13 protein-coding genes are annotated in these 16962 nt (G+C 56.0%); 12 read left to right on the forward strand and 1 reads right to left on the reverse strand.

What is annotated here, in order from left to right; genetic code table 11:
- The first annotated feature begins 137 nt into the window (after window positions 1-137).
- The 4 genes from sucA (at window position 138) to sucD (ending at window position 6327) form a co-directional block, all read left to right on the forward strand.
- The gene (gene sucA, locus DW56_RS16630; protein WP_024552424.1) at window positions 138-2945 is read left to right on the forward strand and encodes a 2-oxoglutarate dehydrogenase E1 component; all 2808 of its coding nucleotides are present in this window, start codon (window positions 138-140) and stop codon (window positions 2943-2945) included.
- Window positions 2946-2959: 14 nt separating this feature from the next.
- On the forward strand, window positions 2960-4189 hold the full coding sequence (odhB, locus tag DW56_RS16635) for a 2-oxoglutarate dehydrogenase complex dihydrolipoyllysine-residue succinyltransferase (protein ID WP_024552425.1): 1230 nt from the start codon (window positions 2960-2962) through the stop codon (window positions 4187-4189).
- Between the two features lie 102 nt (window positions 4190-4291).
- Window positions 4292-5458 carry an ADP-forming succinate--CoA ligase subunit beta gene (sucC, locus tag DW56_RS16640; protein ID WP_024552426.1) on the forward strand — a complete coding sequence of 389 codons (1167 nt, stop codon included), beginning with the start codon at window positions 4292-4294 and terminating at the stop codon, window positions 5456-5458.
- Window positions 5458-6327, forward strand: coding sequence for a succinate--CoA ligase subunit alpha (sucD, locus tag DW56_RS16645; RefSeq protein ID WP_024552427.1), 870 nt, complete (start codon window positions 5458-5460; stop codon window positions 6325-6327). The genes sucC and sucD overlap by 1 nt, the downstream gene beginning before the upstream one ends.
- Window positions 6328-6402: 75 nt before the next feature.
- Here the strand turns inward: sucD and DW56_RS16650 are convergent, their stop codons facing one another.
- Window positions 6403-7119: a GntR family transcriptional regulator gene (locus DW56_RS16650; RefSeq protein WP_024552428.1), complete on the reverse strand. Its 717-nt coding sequence runs from the start codon at window positions 7117-7119 to the stop codon at window positions 6403-6405.
- A gap of 189 nt (window positions 7120-7308) precedes the next feature.
- Here DW56_RS16650 and mngA point away from each other — a divergent pair, with 189 nt between their 5' ends.
- The 8 genes from mngA to tolQ all read left to right on the forward strand — a co-directional run bounded on the left by mngA (window position 7309) and on the right by tolQ (window position 16960).
- A complete protein-coding gene (mngA, locus tag DW56_RS16655) occupies window positions 7309-9231 on the forward strand; it encodes a PTS 2-O-a-mannosyl-D-glycerate transporter subunit IIABC (RefSeq protein ID WP_024552429.1) in 1923 nt (640 codons plus the stop codon).
- A 12-nt stretch (window positions 9232-9243) separates the two neighbouring features.
- Window positions 9244-11883 (forward strand): mannosylglycerate hydrolase, encoded by a 2640-nt coding sequence (gene mngB, locus DW56_RS16660; protein WP_024552430.1) that lies wholly within the window; start codon window positions 9244-9246, stop codon window positions 11881-11883.
- A 665-nt stretch (window positions 11884-12548) separates the two neighbouring features.
- A complete protein-coding gene (gene cydA / locus DW56_RS16665) occupies window positions 12549-14156 on the forward strand; it encodes a cytochrome ubiquinol oxidase subunit I (RefSeq protein ID WP_029590034.1) in 1608 nt (535 codons plus the stop codon).
- A gap of 14 nt (window positions 14157-14170) precedes the next feature.
- Window positions 14171-15310, forward strand: coding sequence for a cytochrome d ubiquinol oxidase subunit II (gene cydB / locus DW56_RS16670; protein WP_024552432.1), 1140 nt, complete (start codon window positions 14171-14173; stop codon window positions 15308-15310).
- A 14-nt stretch (window positions 15311-15324) separates the two neighbouring features.
- A complete protein-coding gene (gene cydX, locus DW56_RS16675; protein ID WP_049292487.1) occupies window positions 15325-15438 on the forward strand; it encodes a cytochrome bd-I oxidase subunit CydX in 114 nt (37 codons plus the stop codon).
- The gene (gene ybgE / locus DW56_RS16680) at window positions 15438-15731 is read left to right on the forward strand and encodes a cyd operon protein YbgE (protein WP_024552433.1); all 294 of its coding nucleotides are present in this window, start codon (window positions 15438-15440) and stop codon (window positions 15729-15731) included. The genes cydX and ybgE overlap by 1 nt, the downstream gene beginning before the upstream one ends.
- A 135-nt stretch (window positions 15732-15866) precedes the next feature.
- Window positions 15867-16271 (forward strand): tol-pal system-associated acyl-CoA thioesterase, encoded by a 405-nt coding sequence (gene ybgC / locus DW56_RS16685; protein WP_024552434.1) that lies wholly within the window; start codon window positions 15867-15869, stop codon window positions 16269-16271.
- The gene (tolQ, locus tag DW56_RS16690; RefSeq protein ID WP_024552435.1) at window positions 16268-16960 is read left to right on the forward strand and encodes a Tol-Pal system protein TolQ; all 693 of its coding nucleotides are present in this window, start codon (window positions 16268-16270) and stop codon (window positions 16958-16960) included. Before ybgC ends, tolQ begins: the two co-directional genes overlap by 4 nt.
- Window positions 16961-16962: the final 2 nt, after the last annotated feature.

The raw sequence follows: 16962 nt of genomic DNA on the forward strand, positions 1-16962 counted from the left end.
ATTAATGGCAGTTTTTAAAGGTTCCTTCGCGGGCCCCATGAAGAAGAGCTCGCAAGTGAACCCTGGGACGTGCGTCTTACCGCGTACGTTGTAGTTATCCACGGCGAAATAAGCATAATGATGCTTAAGGGATCACGATGCAGAACGGCGCAATGCAAGCCTGGCTGGATTCTTCTTATCTCTCTGGCTCAAACCAGAGTTGGATAGAACAGCTTTATGAAGACTTCCTAACCGATCCTGATTCAGTGGACGCCCACTGGCGCTCCATGTTCCAGCAGTTGCCTGGCACCGGAGCCAGACCGGATCAATTCCATTCCAAAACGCGTGATTATTTTCGTCGCCTGGCGAAGGATGCCTCACGTTACACTTCCTCGATTACCGACCCTGACACCGATGTTAAGCAGGTTAAAGTCCTGCAACTGATTAACGCCTACCGTTTCCGCGGCCATCAACAGGCCAATCTGGACCCGCTGGGTCTGTGGAAGCAAGATCGCGTAGCCGATCTCGACCCGGCGTTTCATAACCTGACCGAGGCCGATTTTCAGGAAACCTTTAACGTAGGGTCATTCGCAGGCGGCAAAGAAGCGATGCAGCTTGGCGAGCTTATCGACGCGCTCAAGCAGACCTACTGCGGCTCCATCGGCGCGGAATACATGCATATCACCTCCACGGAAGAGAAGCGCTGGATCCAACAGCGCATCGAGTCGGTGGTAGGGCACGCAAGCTTTAGCGTGGAAGAGAAAAAGCGCTTCCTTGGCGAACTGACCGCTGCGGAAGGGCTGGAGCGTTACCTGGGCGCTAAGTTCCCGGGGGCGAAACGTTTCTCGCTTGAAGGCGGCGATGCGTTAATCCCGATGCTTAAAGAGATGATCCGCCACGCTGGCAAGAGCGGCACCCGTGAAGTGGTGCTGGGCATGGCGCACCGCGGTCGTCTGAACGTGCTTATTAACGTACTGGGCAAAAAACCGCAGGATCTGTTTGACGAATTCGCGGGCAAGCACAAAGAGCACCTCGGCACCGGTGACGTGAAATACCATATGGGCTTCTCGTCTGATATCGAAACCGAAGGCGGCCTGGTGCACCTGGCGCTGGCGTTCAACCCGTCGCACCTTGAAATTGTCAGCCCGGTAGTCATGGGTTCTGTGCGCGCGCGTCTGGATCGTCTTGACGAGCCGAGCAGCAATAAAGTGTTGCCGATTACGATTCATGGCGACGCCGCCGTTACCGGCCAGGGCGTGGTTCAGGAAACGCTGAACATGTCCAAAGCGCGCGGTTATGAGGTTGGCGGTACGGTACGTATCGTCATCAACAACCAGGTGGGCTTTACCACCTCTAACCCGCTGGACGCTCGCTCCACGCCGTATTGCACCGACATCGGCAAGATGGTGCAGGCGCCGATTTTCCACGTAAACGCGGACGACCCGGAAGCGGTGGCGTTTGTGACCCGTCTGGCGCTGGAGTTCCGTAACAACTTCAAACGCGACGTTTTCATCGACCTGGTTTGCTATCGCCGTCACGGCCACAACGAAGCCGACGAGCCGAGCGCAACCCAGCCGCTGATGTACCAGAAAATCAAAAAGCATCCGACTCCGCGCAAACTCTATGCCGACCAGCTGGAGCAGGAAAAGGTCGCGACGCTTGAAGACGCCACCGAAATGGTCAATCTCTACCGCGATGCGCTGGATGCCGGCGAGTGCGTAGTGAAAGAGTGGCGTCCGATGAACATGCATTCCTTCACCTGGTCGCCGTATCTGAACCACGAGTGGGACGAAAGCTACCCGAACAAAGTAGAGATGAAGCGTTTGCAGGAGCTGGCGAAACGCATCAGCACTGTGCCGGACAGCATTGAAATGCAGTCGCGCGTCGCGAAAATCTATGCTGACCGCCAGGCAATGGCGGCAGGCGAGAAGCCGTTCGACTGGGGCGGCGCGGAAAACCTGGCTTACGCAACGCTTGTTGATGAAGGCATTCCGGTGCGTCTGTCGGGCGAAGACTCCGGTCGCGGCACCTTCTTCCATCGCCACGCGGTCGTGCACAACCAGATTAACGGTTCTACCTACACGCCGTTGCAGCATATACATAACGGCCAGGGCCAGTTCAAAGTCTGGGACTCTGTGTTGTCTGAAGAAGCGGTGCTGGCGTTCGAATACGGTTACGCCACCGCAGAACCGCGCACCCTGACTATCTGGGAAGCGCAGTTTGGCGATTTCGCCAACGGCGCGCAGGTGGTTATCGACCAGTTCATCAGCTCCGGCGAGCAGAAATGGGGCCGTATGTGCGGTCTGGTCATGCTGCTGCCGCACGGCTATGAAGGCCAGGGGCCGGAACACTCTTCCGCGCGTCTGGAGCGTTATCTGCAATTGTGCGCTGAGCAGAATATGCAGGTATGCGTGCCTTCCACGCCAGCGCAGGTTTATCACATGCTGCGCCGTCAGGCGCTGCGCGGCATGCGTCGCCCGCTGGTGGTAATGTCGCCGAAATCCCTGCTGCGTCATCCGCTGGCGATCTCAAGTCTTGATGAGCTGGCGAACGGCACCTTTATGCCGGCCATCGGCGAAATCGACGAGCTGGATCCGCAGGCGGTGAAACGCGTGGTGCTCTGCTCCGGTAAGGTTTACTACGACTTGCTGGAACAGCGTCGTAAAAACGATCAAAAAGATGTGGCCATTATCCGTATCGAACAGCTCTATCCGTTCCCGCACCAGGCGGTGCAGGAAGCGCTCAAGCCGTTCGCCCACGTACATGACTTCGTCTGGTGTCAGGAAGAGCCGCTCAACCAGGGCGCATGGTACTGTAGCCAGCACCACTTCCGTGAAGTGATTCCGTTCGGGTCTGCGCTGCGTTATGCAGGCCGCCCGGCCTCCGCCTCTCCGGCGGTAGGATATATGTCCGTTCACCAGAAACAGCAACAAGATCTGGTTAATGACGCGCTGAACGTCGATTAATAAAAGGATAAATAATGAGTAGCGTAGATATTCTTGTTCCCGACCTGCCTGAATCCGTTGCTGACGCAACTGTCGCCACCTGGCATAAAAAACCGGGCGATGCGGTCACTCGCGATGAAGTGCTGGTAGAAATCGAAACTGACAAAGTGGTACTGGAAGTACCGGCGTCGGCTGACGGCATTCTGGATGCTGTGCTGGAAGAAGAGGGCACTACCGTGACCTCTCGCCAGATCCTGGGCCGCCTGCGTGAGGGCAACAGCGCAGGCAAAGAGAGCAGCGCCAAATCCGACGCTAAAGAATCGACCCCGGCGCAGCGCCAGCAGGCTTCGCTGGAAGAGCAAAACAACGACGCGCTGAGCCCGGCTATCCGCCGTTTGCTGAGCGAACATGACCTGGACGCCAGCGCAATTAAAGGCACCGGCGTTGGCGGCCGTCTGACGCGCGAAGATGTGGAAAACCATCTGGCGAAAGCGAAAGCCGCACCGGCGCAAAGCGCGAAAGCGCCTGAGCAGCAGCCTGCCAGCGCGCAGCCTGCGCTTGGCAACCGCTCAGAGAAACGCGTGCCGATGACCCGTCTGCGTAAGCGTGTGGCGGAGCGTCTGCTGGAAGCGAAAAACTCTACCGCTATGCTGACCACCTTCAACGAAGTGAACATGAAGCCGATTATGGATCTGCGCAAGCAGTACGGCGATGCCTTCGAGAAGCGTCACGGCATCCGCCTGGGCTTTATGTCTTTCTACGTGAAAGCCGTAGTGGAAGCGCTCAAGCGCTACCCGGAAGTGAACGCCTCTATTGACGGCGAAGATGTGGTTTACCACAACTACTTTGATGTCAGCATGGCGGTTTCCACGCCACGCGGTCTGGTAACGCCAGTGCTGCGCGACGTAGACCTGTTGGGCATGGCTGATATCGAAAAACGCATCAAAGAGCTGGCGGTAAAAGGCCGCGACGGCAAACTGACCGTTGAAGACCTGACCGGCGGCAACTTCACCATCACTAACGGCGGCGTTTTCGGCTCGCTGATGTCCACGCCGATCATCAACCCGCCGCAGAGCGCGATCCTCGGCATGCACGCCATTAAAGATCGCCCGATGGCGGTAGATGGCAAAGTCGAGATCCTGCCTATGATGTATCTGGCGCTCTCCTACGACCACCGTCTGATCGACGGCCGCGAGTCGGTAGGTTTCCTGGTAGCGATTAAAGAGCTGCTGGAAGATCCGACCCGTCTGCTGCTGGACGTGTAGTCGCGCGGGAGCGCGCTCCCGACTTTTACCCTGTGGCCGCTCCGTAAGGGGCGGCGTCAGTACCCGAGCTTAATGGCTCTTAAGTCTTAATGGATAGAACACATGAACTTACACGAATATCAGGCGAAACAGCTGTTTGCCCGGTATGGCTTACCGGCGCCGGTGGGTTATGCCTGTACTACCCCGCGTGAAGCAGAAGAAGCCGCGTCTAAAATCGGTGCAGGTCCGTGGGTAGTAAAATGCCAGGTTCACGCAGGCGGTCGCGGCAAAGCGGGCGGCGTGAAAGTGGTGAAGAGCAAGGAAGAGATCCGCGCTTTTGCCGAGCAGTGGCTGGGCAAGCGTCTGGTGACCTATCAAACAGACGCCAATGGTCAACCGGTTAACCAAATCCTGGTTGAAGGCGCGACAGACATTGATAAAGAGCTTTACCTGGGCGCCGTTGTCGACCGCGGCACGCGTCGCGTGGTCTTTATGGCCTCTACCGAAGGCGGCGTGGAAATCGAAAAAGTCGCGGAAGAAACGCCGCACCTGATCCACAAAATGGCGCTCGACCCGCTGACCGGCCCGATGCCTTATCAGGGCCGCGAGCTGGCGTTCAAACTCGGTCTGGAAGGCAAACAGGTTCAGCAGTTCACCAAAATCTTTATGGGCCTTGCCAACCTGTTCCTGGAGCGTGACCTGGCGCTGGTCGAAATCAACCCGCTGGTTATCACCAAACAAGGCGACCTGATTTGCCTCGACGGCAAACTGGGCGCGGACGGCAACGCGCTGTTCCGCCAGCCGGATCTGCGCGAAATGCGCGACCACAGCCAGGAAGACGCTCGCGAAGCGCACGCTGCGCAGTGGGAACTGAACTACGTGGCGCTGGATGGCAACATTGGCTGCATGGTTAACGGCGCGGGCCTTGCGATGGGCACCATGGACATCGTTAAGCTGCACGGCGGCCAGCCGGCGAACTTCCTCGATGTGGGCGGCGGCGCAACCAAAGAGCGCGTAACCGAAGCGTTCAAAATCATCCTGTCGGACGACAAAGTGAAAGCCGTTCTGGTGAACATTTTCGGCGGTATCGTACGCTGCGACCTGATTGCTGACGGCATCATCGGCGCGGTGGAAGAAGTTGGCGTCAACGTGCCGGTGGTGGTGCGTCTTGAAGGCAACAACGCCGAACTTGGCGCGCAGAAGCTGGCGGAAAGCGGCCTGAATATTATTGCGGCGACAAGCCTGACGGATGCTGCGCAGCAGGTTGTTGCTGCGGTGGAGGGGAAATAATGTCTGTTTTAATTGATAAAAACACCAAAGTTATCTGCCAGGGTTTCACCGGCAGCCAGGGGACTTTCCACTCCGAGCAGGCGATCGCGTACGGCACCCAGATGGTCGGCGGCGTAACGCCGGGCAAGGGCGGCACCACGCACCTGGGCCTGCCTGTATTCAACACCGTTCGCGAAGCAGTGGAGGCGACTGGCGCGACCGCGTCCGTTATCTACGTTCCGGCGCCGTTCTGCAAAGACTCCATTCTGGAAGCTATCGATGCAGGCATTAAGCTGATTATCACCATCACCGAAGGCATTCCGACACTGGATATGCTGACCGTTAAGGTGAAGCTGGATGAAGCGGGCGTACGCATGATCGGCCCGAACTGCCCGGGCGTTATCACCCCAGGCGAATGCAAAATCGGCATCATGCCGGGCCACATTCACAAGCCAGGCAAAGTGGGCATTGTTTCCCGCTCCGGTACGCTGACTTATGAAGCGGTTAAGCAGACCACGGATTACGGTTTCGGCCAGTCTACCTGCGTAGGTATCGGCGGCGATCCGATCCCGGGCTCTAACTTTATCGACATCCTGAAACTGTTCCAGGAAGATCCGCAGACCGAAGCGATCGTCATGATCGGCGAGATTGGCGGTAGCGCGGAAGAAGAAGCGGCGGCGTACATTAAAGATCACGTCACCAAACCGGTTGTGGGCTACATCGCGGGCGTTACCGCGCCTAAAGGCAAGCGTATGGGCCATGCGGGCGCGATTATCGCGGGCGGCAAAGGCACTGCGGATGAAAAATTCGCTGCGCTGGAAGCGGCTGGCGTTAAAACCGTTCGCAGCCTGGCCGATATTGGCGACGCGCTGAGCACTATTCTGAAATAAAACGCTCTTGTCAGAAGAGAACAAGACGTTCGGTTCCATCTTTCGACATGGTTGGCCACCTTCGGGTGGCCTTTTTTAATGCTGACGCCGGGCGACCAGCGTGAATTTGTAATCGTCGCTTTTAAAAATATTTCGGCTGTATTCAAATACGCTGCCGTCTTTCAAAAAACCGCGCGACACTTTCTCAAGCGTCGGGTGCGCCGGATCGAGACCCAACGCTTTCGCCACCTCCGGGGTAGGCATCACCGCCAGAATCTCCTGTTCGCTGCGGTCGATCACCAACTTTTTTACCGCTTCGATGTAGTGATATTTGGATTTTTCCATCACTTCCCAGGTGAGATCCGGGAACAGCGCCAGCGGCATCCAGGTTTCCTCCAGCGTAACCGGTTTTTGCTGGATAAAGCGCAGCCGCTTTACGTGCCACACCTTATCGCTTTCGCTCAGATTCAGTTGCCCGGCAAGGTGCGGGGAGGGAGTAATCACTTCGAAGGTTAATACCTCGCTGTGGGTTTCCACCTTCCGGTCGGCCAGTTTCTCGTAAAAGCTGGTGAGCTGATAAATGTCGTAATGGACGCGCTCCTGTTTCACATAGGTGCCGCTGCCCTGGATGCTCTCAATACTATTTTGCTCGGTAAGCTGCTTCAGCGCCTTGCGCACCGTAACGCGGCTGACGCCAAACTGCGCCTGGAGCGCCGATTCGGTCGGCAGCGCATCGCCAGGTTTTAATTCCCCGCGTTCGATCTGATGACCAATCGCATCAGCTATCTGGCGATACATCGGCTTCTGGGCCATCACATCCTCCCGCTTAATACCCTTTGCACACAATTTAACGATTCTGGCAGATTACGTTGAATAGTAAACAATACAAATAGAATACAAATTTTGGTGAAGTTGAAAGTGATCACATAAAGGTATTATCGGTTGTGTCAGGATCCGCCAAAGCGGCAACCGAGGCCGCGACTCACTCTCAGCGAGGCACGTATGGATTTGACCGCGTTAACCCATCCTGACTCTGTTTTCCTCCACCAGCGGTTTAGCGACCGCGATCAGGCGTTGCGGATCCTGGCGCAGAGCCTGATGCAGCAGGGAAAATTGCAGGATGTGGATCTTTTTTTGACTGATGTGCTGGCGCGTGAGGCGCAGGGCCCGACGGCATTAGGCGAAGGGCTGGCGGTGCCGCACGGGAAATCTTCAGCCGTCACTTCTGCAAGCTTTGCCCTGGCGACGCTGGCGGAGCCGCTTGCCTGGCAGGGGGTTGACGGCGATGAACAGGTCAACTTGATTATTCTGCTGGCGATCCCGCCGCAGGAGGCAGGCACCACGCATATGCAACTGCTGACGGCGTTAACCTCGCGGCTGGTGGATGACGAGGTACGCGAACAGCTGCTGGCGACGACAAGCGCGCAACAGGTGTTTGCGCTGCTGAATGCCCAACCCCCGGCGCAATCCGCCGAGCCGCAACCCGAGCGCCATAAGCCGACGATTGTTTGCGTCACCGCCTGTCCGGCAGGCATCGCCCACACTTTTATGGCGGCAGAGTATCTGGAAAAAGCCGGACGCCAGTTGGGTGTTCACGTGCATGTGGAAACCCAGGGGGCAAACGGCATTGAAGGTCGGCTGACGGCGCAACAATTGCGCGATGCTCACGCCTGTATTTTTGCCGCTGAAGTGGCGGTGAAAGAAGCGGAGCGTTTTGCCCATCTGCCGTGTCTGTCTGTTCCGGTTGCCGAACCGATTCGCCGTGCGCCGGAACTGCTCCGGCAGGCGCTGGCGCTGGAACCGCTTGCCGCTCAGCAGCGCCCGGTAGCGTCAACGCCCGCCGCGCGCGGCGTAAAGGCGGAGCTGAAACAGGCGCTGCTGAGCGGCATTTCGTACGCCGTGCCGCTGATTGTCGCGGGCGGGACGGTGCTGGCGGTGGCGGTGCTGCTGGTGCAAATTTTCGGCTTACAGCATCTGTTCGATTTGGAAAATTCATGGCTGTGGATGTACCGCAAACTGGGCGGCGGCATGCTCGGCGCGCTGATGGTGCCGGTGCTGGCGGCGTATACCGCCTGTTCGCTGGCGGATAAACCGGCGTTAGCGCCCGGATTCGCGGCGGGACTGGCCGCCAATATGATCGGCGCGGGCTTTCTTGGCGGCGTGGCGGGCGGCCTGATCGCCGGGTATCTGATGCGCTGGGTGAAGCGTCATCTGCGCCTGTCCAGCCAGTTCAACGGCTTCCTGACCTTCTATCTCTACCCGGTGATCGGCACGTTAGCGGCGGGCAGCCTGATGCTGTTTGCTGTCGGCGCGCCGGTAGCCTGGCTGAATAACGGGCTGACGCAGTGGCTGAACGGGCTGTCTGGCAGCAACGCGCTGCTGCTCGGCGCGATTATCGGCTTTATGTGCTCTTTTGACCTGGGCGGACCGGTAAACAAAGCCTCCTACGCCTTCTGCCTCGGGGCGATGGCGAACGGCGTGTTGGGCCCGTACGCCATTTTCGCCTCGGTAAAAATGGTGTCGGCGTTCACGGTGACCGCCTCGACGCTGATCGCCCCGCAGCTGTTTAAACAATTTGAAATCGAGACCGGGAAATCCACCTGGCTGCTCGGCCTGGCGGGGATCACCGAAGGGGCGATCCCGATGGCGATTGAAGATCCGCTGCGGGTGATTGGTTCCTTCGTGCTGGGGTCGATGGCGACCGGGGCCATTGTGGGGGCGATGCATATCGGCCTGTCGACCCCTGGCGCGGGAATTTTCTCGCTGTTTTTGCTGCATGACGCAGGTCTGGGCGGCGTGATGGCGGCGGCGGTCTGGTTCGGCGCGGCGCTGGTCGGCACGGCTATCTCCACCTCGATTTTACTGCTCTGGCGTCGCCATGGGGTGAAGCATGGCCAGTATGACGTTTACGCTGAGACGGAATAAAAGGAAACCACAATGAAAGCTGTATCGCGTGTTCATATTACGCCTCATATGCACTGGGATCGGGAATGGTATTTCACCACCGAAGAGTCGCGTATTTTGTTGGTCAACAATATGGAGGAGATCCTCGCCCGGCTGGAGCAGGACCCGGCGTATCCCTTTTACGTGCTCGACGGCCAGACGGCGATCCTCGAAGACTATTTCGCCGTGAAGCCGGAAAACCGGCAGCGGGTCAAAGCGCTGGTCGAGGCGGGAAGGCTGATCATCGGTCCCTGGTATACCCAGACCGACACCACCATCGTGGCGGGAGAATCGATAGTCCGTAACCTGATGTACGGGTTGCGCGACTGCCGGGAATTTGGCGAGCCGATGATGATTGGCTATCTGCCGGACTCTTTCGGCATGTCGGGGCAGCTTCCGCATATCTTTAACGGTTTTGGCATTACCCGCGCTATGTTCTGGCGCGGCTGTTCCGAGCGCCACGGCAGCGATAAAACCGAATTTCTCTGGCAGAGCGGGGAGGGCAGTGAAGTGGCGGTCCAGGTGCTGCCGCTCGGTTACGCCATCGGCAAATATCTGCCTGATGACGAAGCGGGTCTGCGCAAACGGCTCGACAGCTACTTTGCGGTGCTGGAGAAAGCTTCGCTCACCAAAGAGATCCTGTTGCCGAACGGTCACGACCAGATGCCGTTGCAGCAAAATATTTTCAGCGTGATCGCCAGGCTGCGGGAAATTTACCCCGAGCGCGAGTTTGTGATGAGCCGCTTCGAAACGGTGTTTGAGCGAATTGAACAGCAGCGTGAGCGCCTCGACACGCTGAAAGGCGAATTTATCGACGGCAAATATATGCGCGTTCATCGCACCATCGGCTCAACGCGAATGGATATTAAAATTGCCCACGCGCGCATCGAGAACAAAATCGTCAATCTGCTGGAGCCGCTGAAATCCATCGCCTGGCGCCTGGGATTTGACTATCACCATGGCCTGCTGGAGAAAATGTGGAAAGAGATCTTAAAAAATCACGCCCATGACAGCATCGGCTGCTGCTGTAGCGACAAAGTACACCGGGAGATCATGGCGCGTTTTGAACTGGCCGAGGACATGGCGGACAACCTGCTGCGCTTTACCCAACGCAAAATCGTCGATGCCATGCCGCAAGGCGAGGGCGATAAGCTGGTGTTGTTTAACCTGATGCCTTATCCGCGCCAGGAGGTGATTAACACCACGCTGCGTATCCGCGCCGCGCAGTTTGCGCTGCGGGATTGCGCGGGCAACCCGGTGGAATATTTCATCCGCGCGGCACGGGAAATCGACCCGGGGCTGGTGGACCGGCAAATCGTCCACTATGGCAACTACGAGCCGTTTAGGGAGTACGACATCCAGCTATGCCAGGTGTTGCCCGCCATGGGCTATCTGACGCTGGAGGTGATCGCGGAGAAAGGGCTTCAAACCACGTTGCCGGCGCCTGGCGATGCGCTGCTGGAGAATGGCTTCTGGCGTATCGACATCAACCCTGACGGCACCCTGAAAATGCGCGATAAGCAAACCGGGCTGATATACGACCGGGTGCTGACCCTGGAGGAGGGATCCGACGACGGCGACGAATACGATTATTCACCGGCGCGCGAAGAGTGGATTATCCGCTCAACCGAGGGCGAACATCAGGTTGAGGTGATCCATGAGGCCTGGCAGAGCACGGCGGTGCTGCGGCTAACGATGGCGGTGCCGCAAGATCTGGCGCAGCGGGCGCGTCGTGAAGCCACCGGGCGCGTTGAGGCGGAATGTCGCATTACCCTTGCGCACCATCAGCGGCGGGTGGATATAGAAATGGTGATTGATAATCAGGCTGCTGACCATCGCCTGCGGGTGTTGATCCCGACGCCGTTTCATTGCGACAGCGTACTGTGCGATACCCAGTTTGGCGCTATCCAGCGTCCGGTAAAAGAGAGCGCCATGGAGACCTGGCAGCAGGAGGGGTGGAAAGAAGCGCCGGTACCGGTGTGGAATTTCCTTAACTACTGCGCGCTGGAGTCGCAGCGTCAGGGGCTGGCGCTGTTTAGCGAAGGGCTGCGGGAAGTAGAAATCCTCGGCGAGCAACAAAAAACCTTTGCGCTGACCCTGTTGCGCGGCGTCGGGTTGCTGGGCAAAGAGAATTTACTGCTGAGACCGGGCCGTCCTTCCGGTATCAAACTACCGGTTCCCGATTCGCAAATGCGCGGTAAGCTGCGCTGTCGCTTCAGCCTGTTCAGCTATACCGGAACGGCCGCAGGGGCAGGCGTTGCGCAGCAGGCCCGCGCATGGTTAACGCCGGTACAGTGCTATAACAAAATCCCGTGGGATGCGATGAAGCTCAACAGCGTGCCCTTCACCACACCATCACACTACTCGCTGATGACCATGTCGCCAGTGGAATGCCAGCTCAGCGCGCTGAAAAAAGCGGAAGATGACGAGGCGCTGATCCTGCGGGTTTACAATCCTTCTCACAATGAAACCTGTGAAGGGCAACTGGCGTTTACCTCGCACATCGCGCAGTGGCAGGAAACAGATATGCGGGAAAGGGTCTGTCCGCATGTTCAACATCAATCCGCCGCAACGGGCTTGTTAAAGCCCGGCCAGTCGCGAACGTTTAAAATAACGTTACATCCGCGCGCCTGAATAAAAAGCGGCGTCTGAGGATAATCCCGCCAGGCGTCGCTTTTTTAAATCGTCGTTAAATGTTAATTAAATGATAATTTGATTAACTTATTTTATGTATAAACTCTACAAACGGTATTTAAATAAAATTTCGTGATGTATTTAACACTCTTTATCTTTCCCTCTCTTTATTTTTGTTTCGCCCTCCTGGTAAATAATCGATTACAGAAATTATTACTGTCAATTAACTCTCGCAGGCTTTAAAGGAACAAATATTTAACAATAAGATCACCAGGGATAGCATGGTGAAACATTGTTAACATGAATGCCATAAATTGAGCCAGATCAATAGTTAGCATATGGCGTTAGATAAATATTTTTGTAAATTTGCGCCAAATCAATCTGGTGCCTGGCCCCATTTCGCTATAAATTGATCACCGTCGAAAAACGCAAATAACACGCTGTAAAAAGCTGTTTATTGTAAGGGATTTGCGGCGTAATATATTTGTCGAATCAATTTGTTTTATTTAACGTATTTGTAACCTTTCGCCATTGTTTTTTTACATCACGCCAGTGATGCGGCTTTGGCGCGTCGGAAGCAAATGTATTTCTATTGGGGCATGCGTTGTGGAAACCGGTAACGGGAGCCGCATTCAAAGTCTTCATGCGAAGAGCAAGGAGTCAAGATGTTAGATATAGTCGAACTGTCGCGCTTACAGTTTGCCTTGACCGCGATGTATCACTTTCTGTTTGTGCCGCTGACGCTGGGTATGGCGTTCCTGCTGGCTATTATGGAAACGGTTTACGTCCTCTCTGGTAAACAAATCTATAAAGATATGACCAGGTTCTGGGGCAAGTTGTTTGCAATCAACTTTGCGCTGGGCGTGGCGACCGGCTTGACCATGGAGTTCCAGTTCGGAACAAACTGGTCTTATTATTCTCATTATGTGGGCGATATTTTTGGCGCGCCCCTGGCCATCGAAGGCTTGATGGCGTTTTTCCTTGAATCCACTTTTGTCGGCCTGTTTTTCTTTGGCTGGGATCGCCTGAGCAAAGTGCAGCATATGGCTGTGACCTGGCTGGTTGCGCTGGGTTCCAACCTTTCCGCGCTCTGGATCCTGGTAGCCAACGGCTGGATGCAAAACCCCGTTGCTTCTGATTTCAACTTCGAAACCATGCGCATGGAGATGGTGAGCTTCTCCGAACTGGTCCTGAACCCGGTTGCGCAAGTGAAGTTCGTTCACACCGTCGCAGCAGGTTACTGTACCGGCGCGATGTTTATCCTGGGCATCAGCGCATGGTACATGCTGAAAGGCCGCGACTTCGCTTTCGCTAAACGTTCTTTCGCTATTGCGGCGAGCTTCGGCATGGCGGCTGTTCTTTCCGTTATCGTACTGGGCGATGAATCCGGCTACGAGATGGGCGACGTTCAGAAAACCAAACTGGCGGCGATTGAAGCGGAATGGGAAACACAGCCGGCGCCTGCGGCGTTTACGCTGTTCGGCATTCCCGATCAACAAGCGCAGGAAAACCACTTCGCTATTCAAATTCCTTACGCGCTGGGCATTATCGCGACCCGTTCCGTCGATACGCCGGTTATCGGCCTGAAAGATCTGATGGTGCAGCATGAAGCGCGTATCCGTAATGGCATGAAAGCTTATCAGTTGCTGGAGCAGCTGCGCGGCGGCGCTACCGATCAGGCCGTTCGCGACGAATTCAATAGCGTCAAGAAAGACCTGGGTTATGGGCTGCTGCTTAAACGCTACACCCCGAACGTGGCTGACGCCACAGAAGAGCAGATTAAGCAGGCAACGCAGGATTCCATTCCGGCAGTGGCGCCGCTTTACTTCTCCTTCCGCATTATGGTGGCCTGCGGCGTATTAATGCTGCTGATTATCGGCGCGGCGTTCTGGAGCGTTCTTCGTAACCGCATCGGCGAGAAGAAATGGCTGCTGCGCGCGGCGTTTTACGGCATTCCTCTGCCGTGGATAGCGGTCGAAGCGGGCTGGTTTGTGGCGGAATATGGTCGTCAGCCGTGGGCCATCGGCGAAGTGCTGCCAACAGCGGTCGCGAACTCAACCCTGACGGCAGGCGACATCATCTTCTCTATGGTGCTGATTTGCGGCCTTTATACGCTGTTCCTGGTGGCGGAACTTTTCCTGATGTTCAAATTCGCCCGTCTGGGACCAAGCAGCCTGAAAACCGGTCGCTACCATCATGAGCAGTCTGATAAACCCAACGGGGAAACTGATGCGTATCAGCAGTCCACCGTGGCTTCTCAGCCGGCACGCTAAGCGAGGAGAGAGAAATGATTGATTATGAAGTATTGCGTTTTGTCTGGTGGCTGCTGGTTGGCATTCTGCTGATTGGTTTCGCTGTCACCGATGGTTTTGACATGGGTGTCGGCATGCTGACACGCGTACTGGGCCGTACCGATACTGAACGTCGCGTAATGATTAACACCATCGCGCCGCACTGGGACGGCAACCAGGTGTGGCTTATCACTGCTGGCGGCGCGCTGTTCGCCGCCTGGCCGATGGTCTACGCGGCAGCGTTCTCCGGCTTTTACGTTGCGATGATCCTGGTGTTGGCTTCGCTATTCTTCCGCCCGGTTGGTTTCGACTACCGTTCGAAAATTGAAGACAGCCGCTGGCGCAATATGTGGGACTGGGGCATCTTTATCGGCAGCTTTGTGCCGCCGCTGGTTATCGGCGTGGCGTTTGGCAACCTGCTGCAAGGCGTGCCGTTTACCGTCGATGAATACCTGCGTTTAACCTACACCGGCAACTTCTTCCAGCTACTGAACCCGTTTGGCCTGCTGGCAGGTATCGTCAGCGTAGCGATGATCATCACCCAGGGCGCGACTTACCTGCAAATGCGTACCGTTGGCGAGCTGCACCTGCGTTCCCGTAATACCGCGCAGCTCTCTGCGCTGGTGATGATGGTCTGCTTCGTGCTGGCGGGCGTTTGGGTGGTGTTTGGCATCGATGGTTATGTTGTGACTTCAACGATTGACGTTCATGCGGCGTCGAACCCGCTGACGAAAGAAGTAACGCGTGAAGCTGGCGCATGGCTTGCCAATTTCAACAATACGCCAGTCCTGTGGGCTCTGCCTGCGCTTGGCGTAGCGCTGCCGGTGTTGACTATTCTGGCGTCGCGTATGGAAAGAGGCGCGTGGGCGTTTGTTTTCTCTTCGCTAACGCTGGCGTGCGTTATCCTGACCGCAGGTATTGCGATGTTCCCGTTCGTTATGCCTTCCAGCGTTATGATGAACGCCAGCCTGACGATGTGGGATGCCACCTCCAGCCAGCTAACGCTGACCGTGATGACCTACGTGGCCGCCGTGTTCGTACCGATTATTCTGCTCTACTCCAGCTGGTGCTACTGGAAAATGTTCGGCCGCATCACCAAAGAGCATATTGAAAGCAACACCCACTCTCTGTACTAAGTAAGGAGCTGATTATGTGGTATTTCGCATGGATTTTAGGAACGCTTCTTGCCTGTGCTTTTGGGATCATCACCGCGCTGGCGCTTGAACATGTTGAAGCGACCAAAGCCGGCAAAGAAGAGCATTGATGAATAACCTCATCACAACGCTTTACGCAGTAATGGATAAGGGCCCCTTGCGGGCTCTTTCCTTGATAATGGCGCTGGCGCTTGCCGGCTGCGTGTTCTGGGATCCGAGCCGCTTTGCGGCGAAGACCAGCGAGCTTGAAATCTGGCATGGTCTGCTGATCATCTGGGCCGTCTGCGCAGGGGTGATCCACGGCACGGGATTCCGGCTTCGTACCCCTCGCTGGCAGGGGCTCTTTTCCCCGCTTATCGCAGACCTGATTTTGCTTGCCGGGCTGCTGTTTTTCTTCTTCTGAGCAACAACTCACCACTGTTATTTATGGGTCGTTAACGACCCATAAATATTTACTCTCCGTTTACTTCAACCCATTCCAAACCTACAACCTCTTGCGTATAGTAAGCACCGTTTAATTGCATTACCGGGATGTAGAGTGAGCACAACGCTGTTTCGATGGCCGGTCCGTGTCTATTACGAAGATACCGATGCCGGTGGTGTGGTTTATCACGCCAGTTATGTCGCTTTTTATGAAAGAGCACGCACAGAGATGCTGCGCCATCACCACTTTAGTCAGCAGGAATTGCTGGCTGAGCGCGTGGCCTTCGTCGTACGCAAGATGACGCTTGAGTATTTTGCGCCTGCCCGACTCGACGATTTACTCGAAATCCAGACTGAAATTACATCGATGCGTGGGACTTCACTGATCTTCACGCAGCGGATAGTCAATGCCGACAATGTTCTCCTCAACGAAGCCGAGGTTAAAATTGTCTGCGTTGATCCACTCATAATGAAGCCTCGAGCGCTTCCCAAGTCTATTGTCGCGGAGTTCAAGCAGTGACTGACATGAATATCCTTGATTTGTTCCTGAAGGCGAGCCTTCTGGTTAAACTTATCATGTTGATTTTGATTGGTTTTTCTATCGCATCCTGGGCCATTATCATTCAGAGAACGCGCATTCTTAACGCGGCGAGCCGCGAAGCGGAAGCGTTTGAAGACAAGTTTTGGTCGGGTATCGAACTTTCTCGTCTTTATCAGGAAAGCCAGGGCCGCCGTGAAAACCTGAGCGGTTCAGAGCAAATCTTTTACGCGGGTTTTAAAGAGTTCGCTCGCCTGCACCGTGCTAACAGCCATGCGCCAGAGGCGATTGTCGAGGGCGCGTCGCGCGCCATGCGCATCTCCATGAACCGTGAACTGGAAACGCTGGAAACACATATTCCTTTCCTCGGCACTGTCGGCTCCATTAGTCCCTATATCGGTCTGTTCGGCACCGTCTGGGGCATCATGCACGCTTTTATCGCCCTTGGCGCTGTGAAGCAGGCGACGCTGCAAATGGTGGCGCCGGGCATCGCAGAAGCGTTGATCGCAACCGCTATCGGTTTGTTTGCGGCTATTCCCGCCGTTATGGCTTATAACCGCCTGAACCAGCGTGTAAACAAGCTGGAACTGAATTACGACAACTTCATGGAAGAGTTCACGGCTATTTTGCATCGTCAGGCATTTACCAGCAGCGAAAGCAGCAAGGGGTAAAC

Origin of the sequence: Franconibacter helveticus LMG 23732, from assembly GCF_000463115.2 — a bacterium.
GTDB classification, from domain to species: domain Bacteria; phylum Pseudomonadota; class Gammaproteobacteria; order Enterobacterales; family Enterobacteriaceae; genus Franconibacter; species Franconibacter helveticus.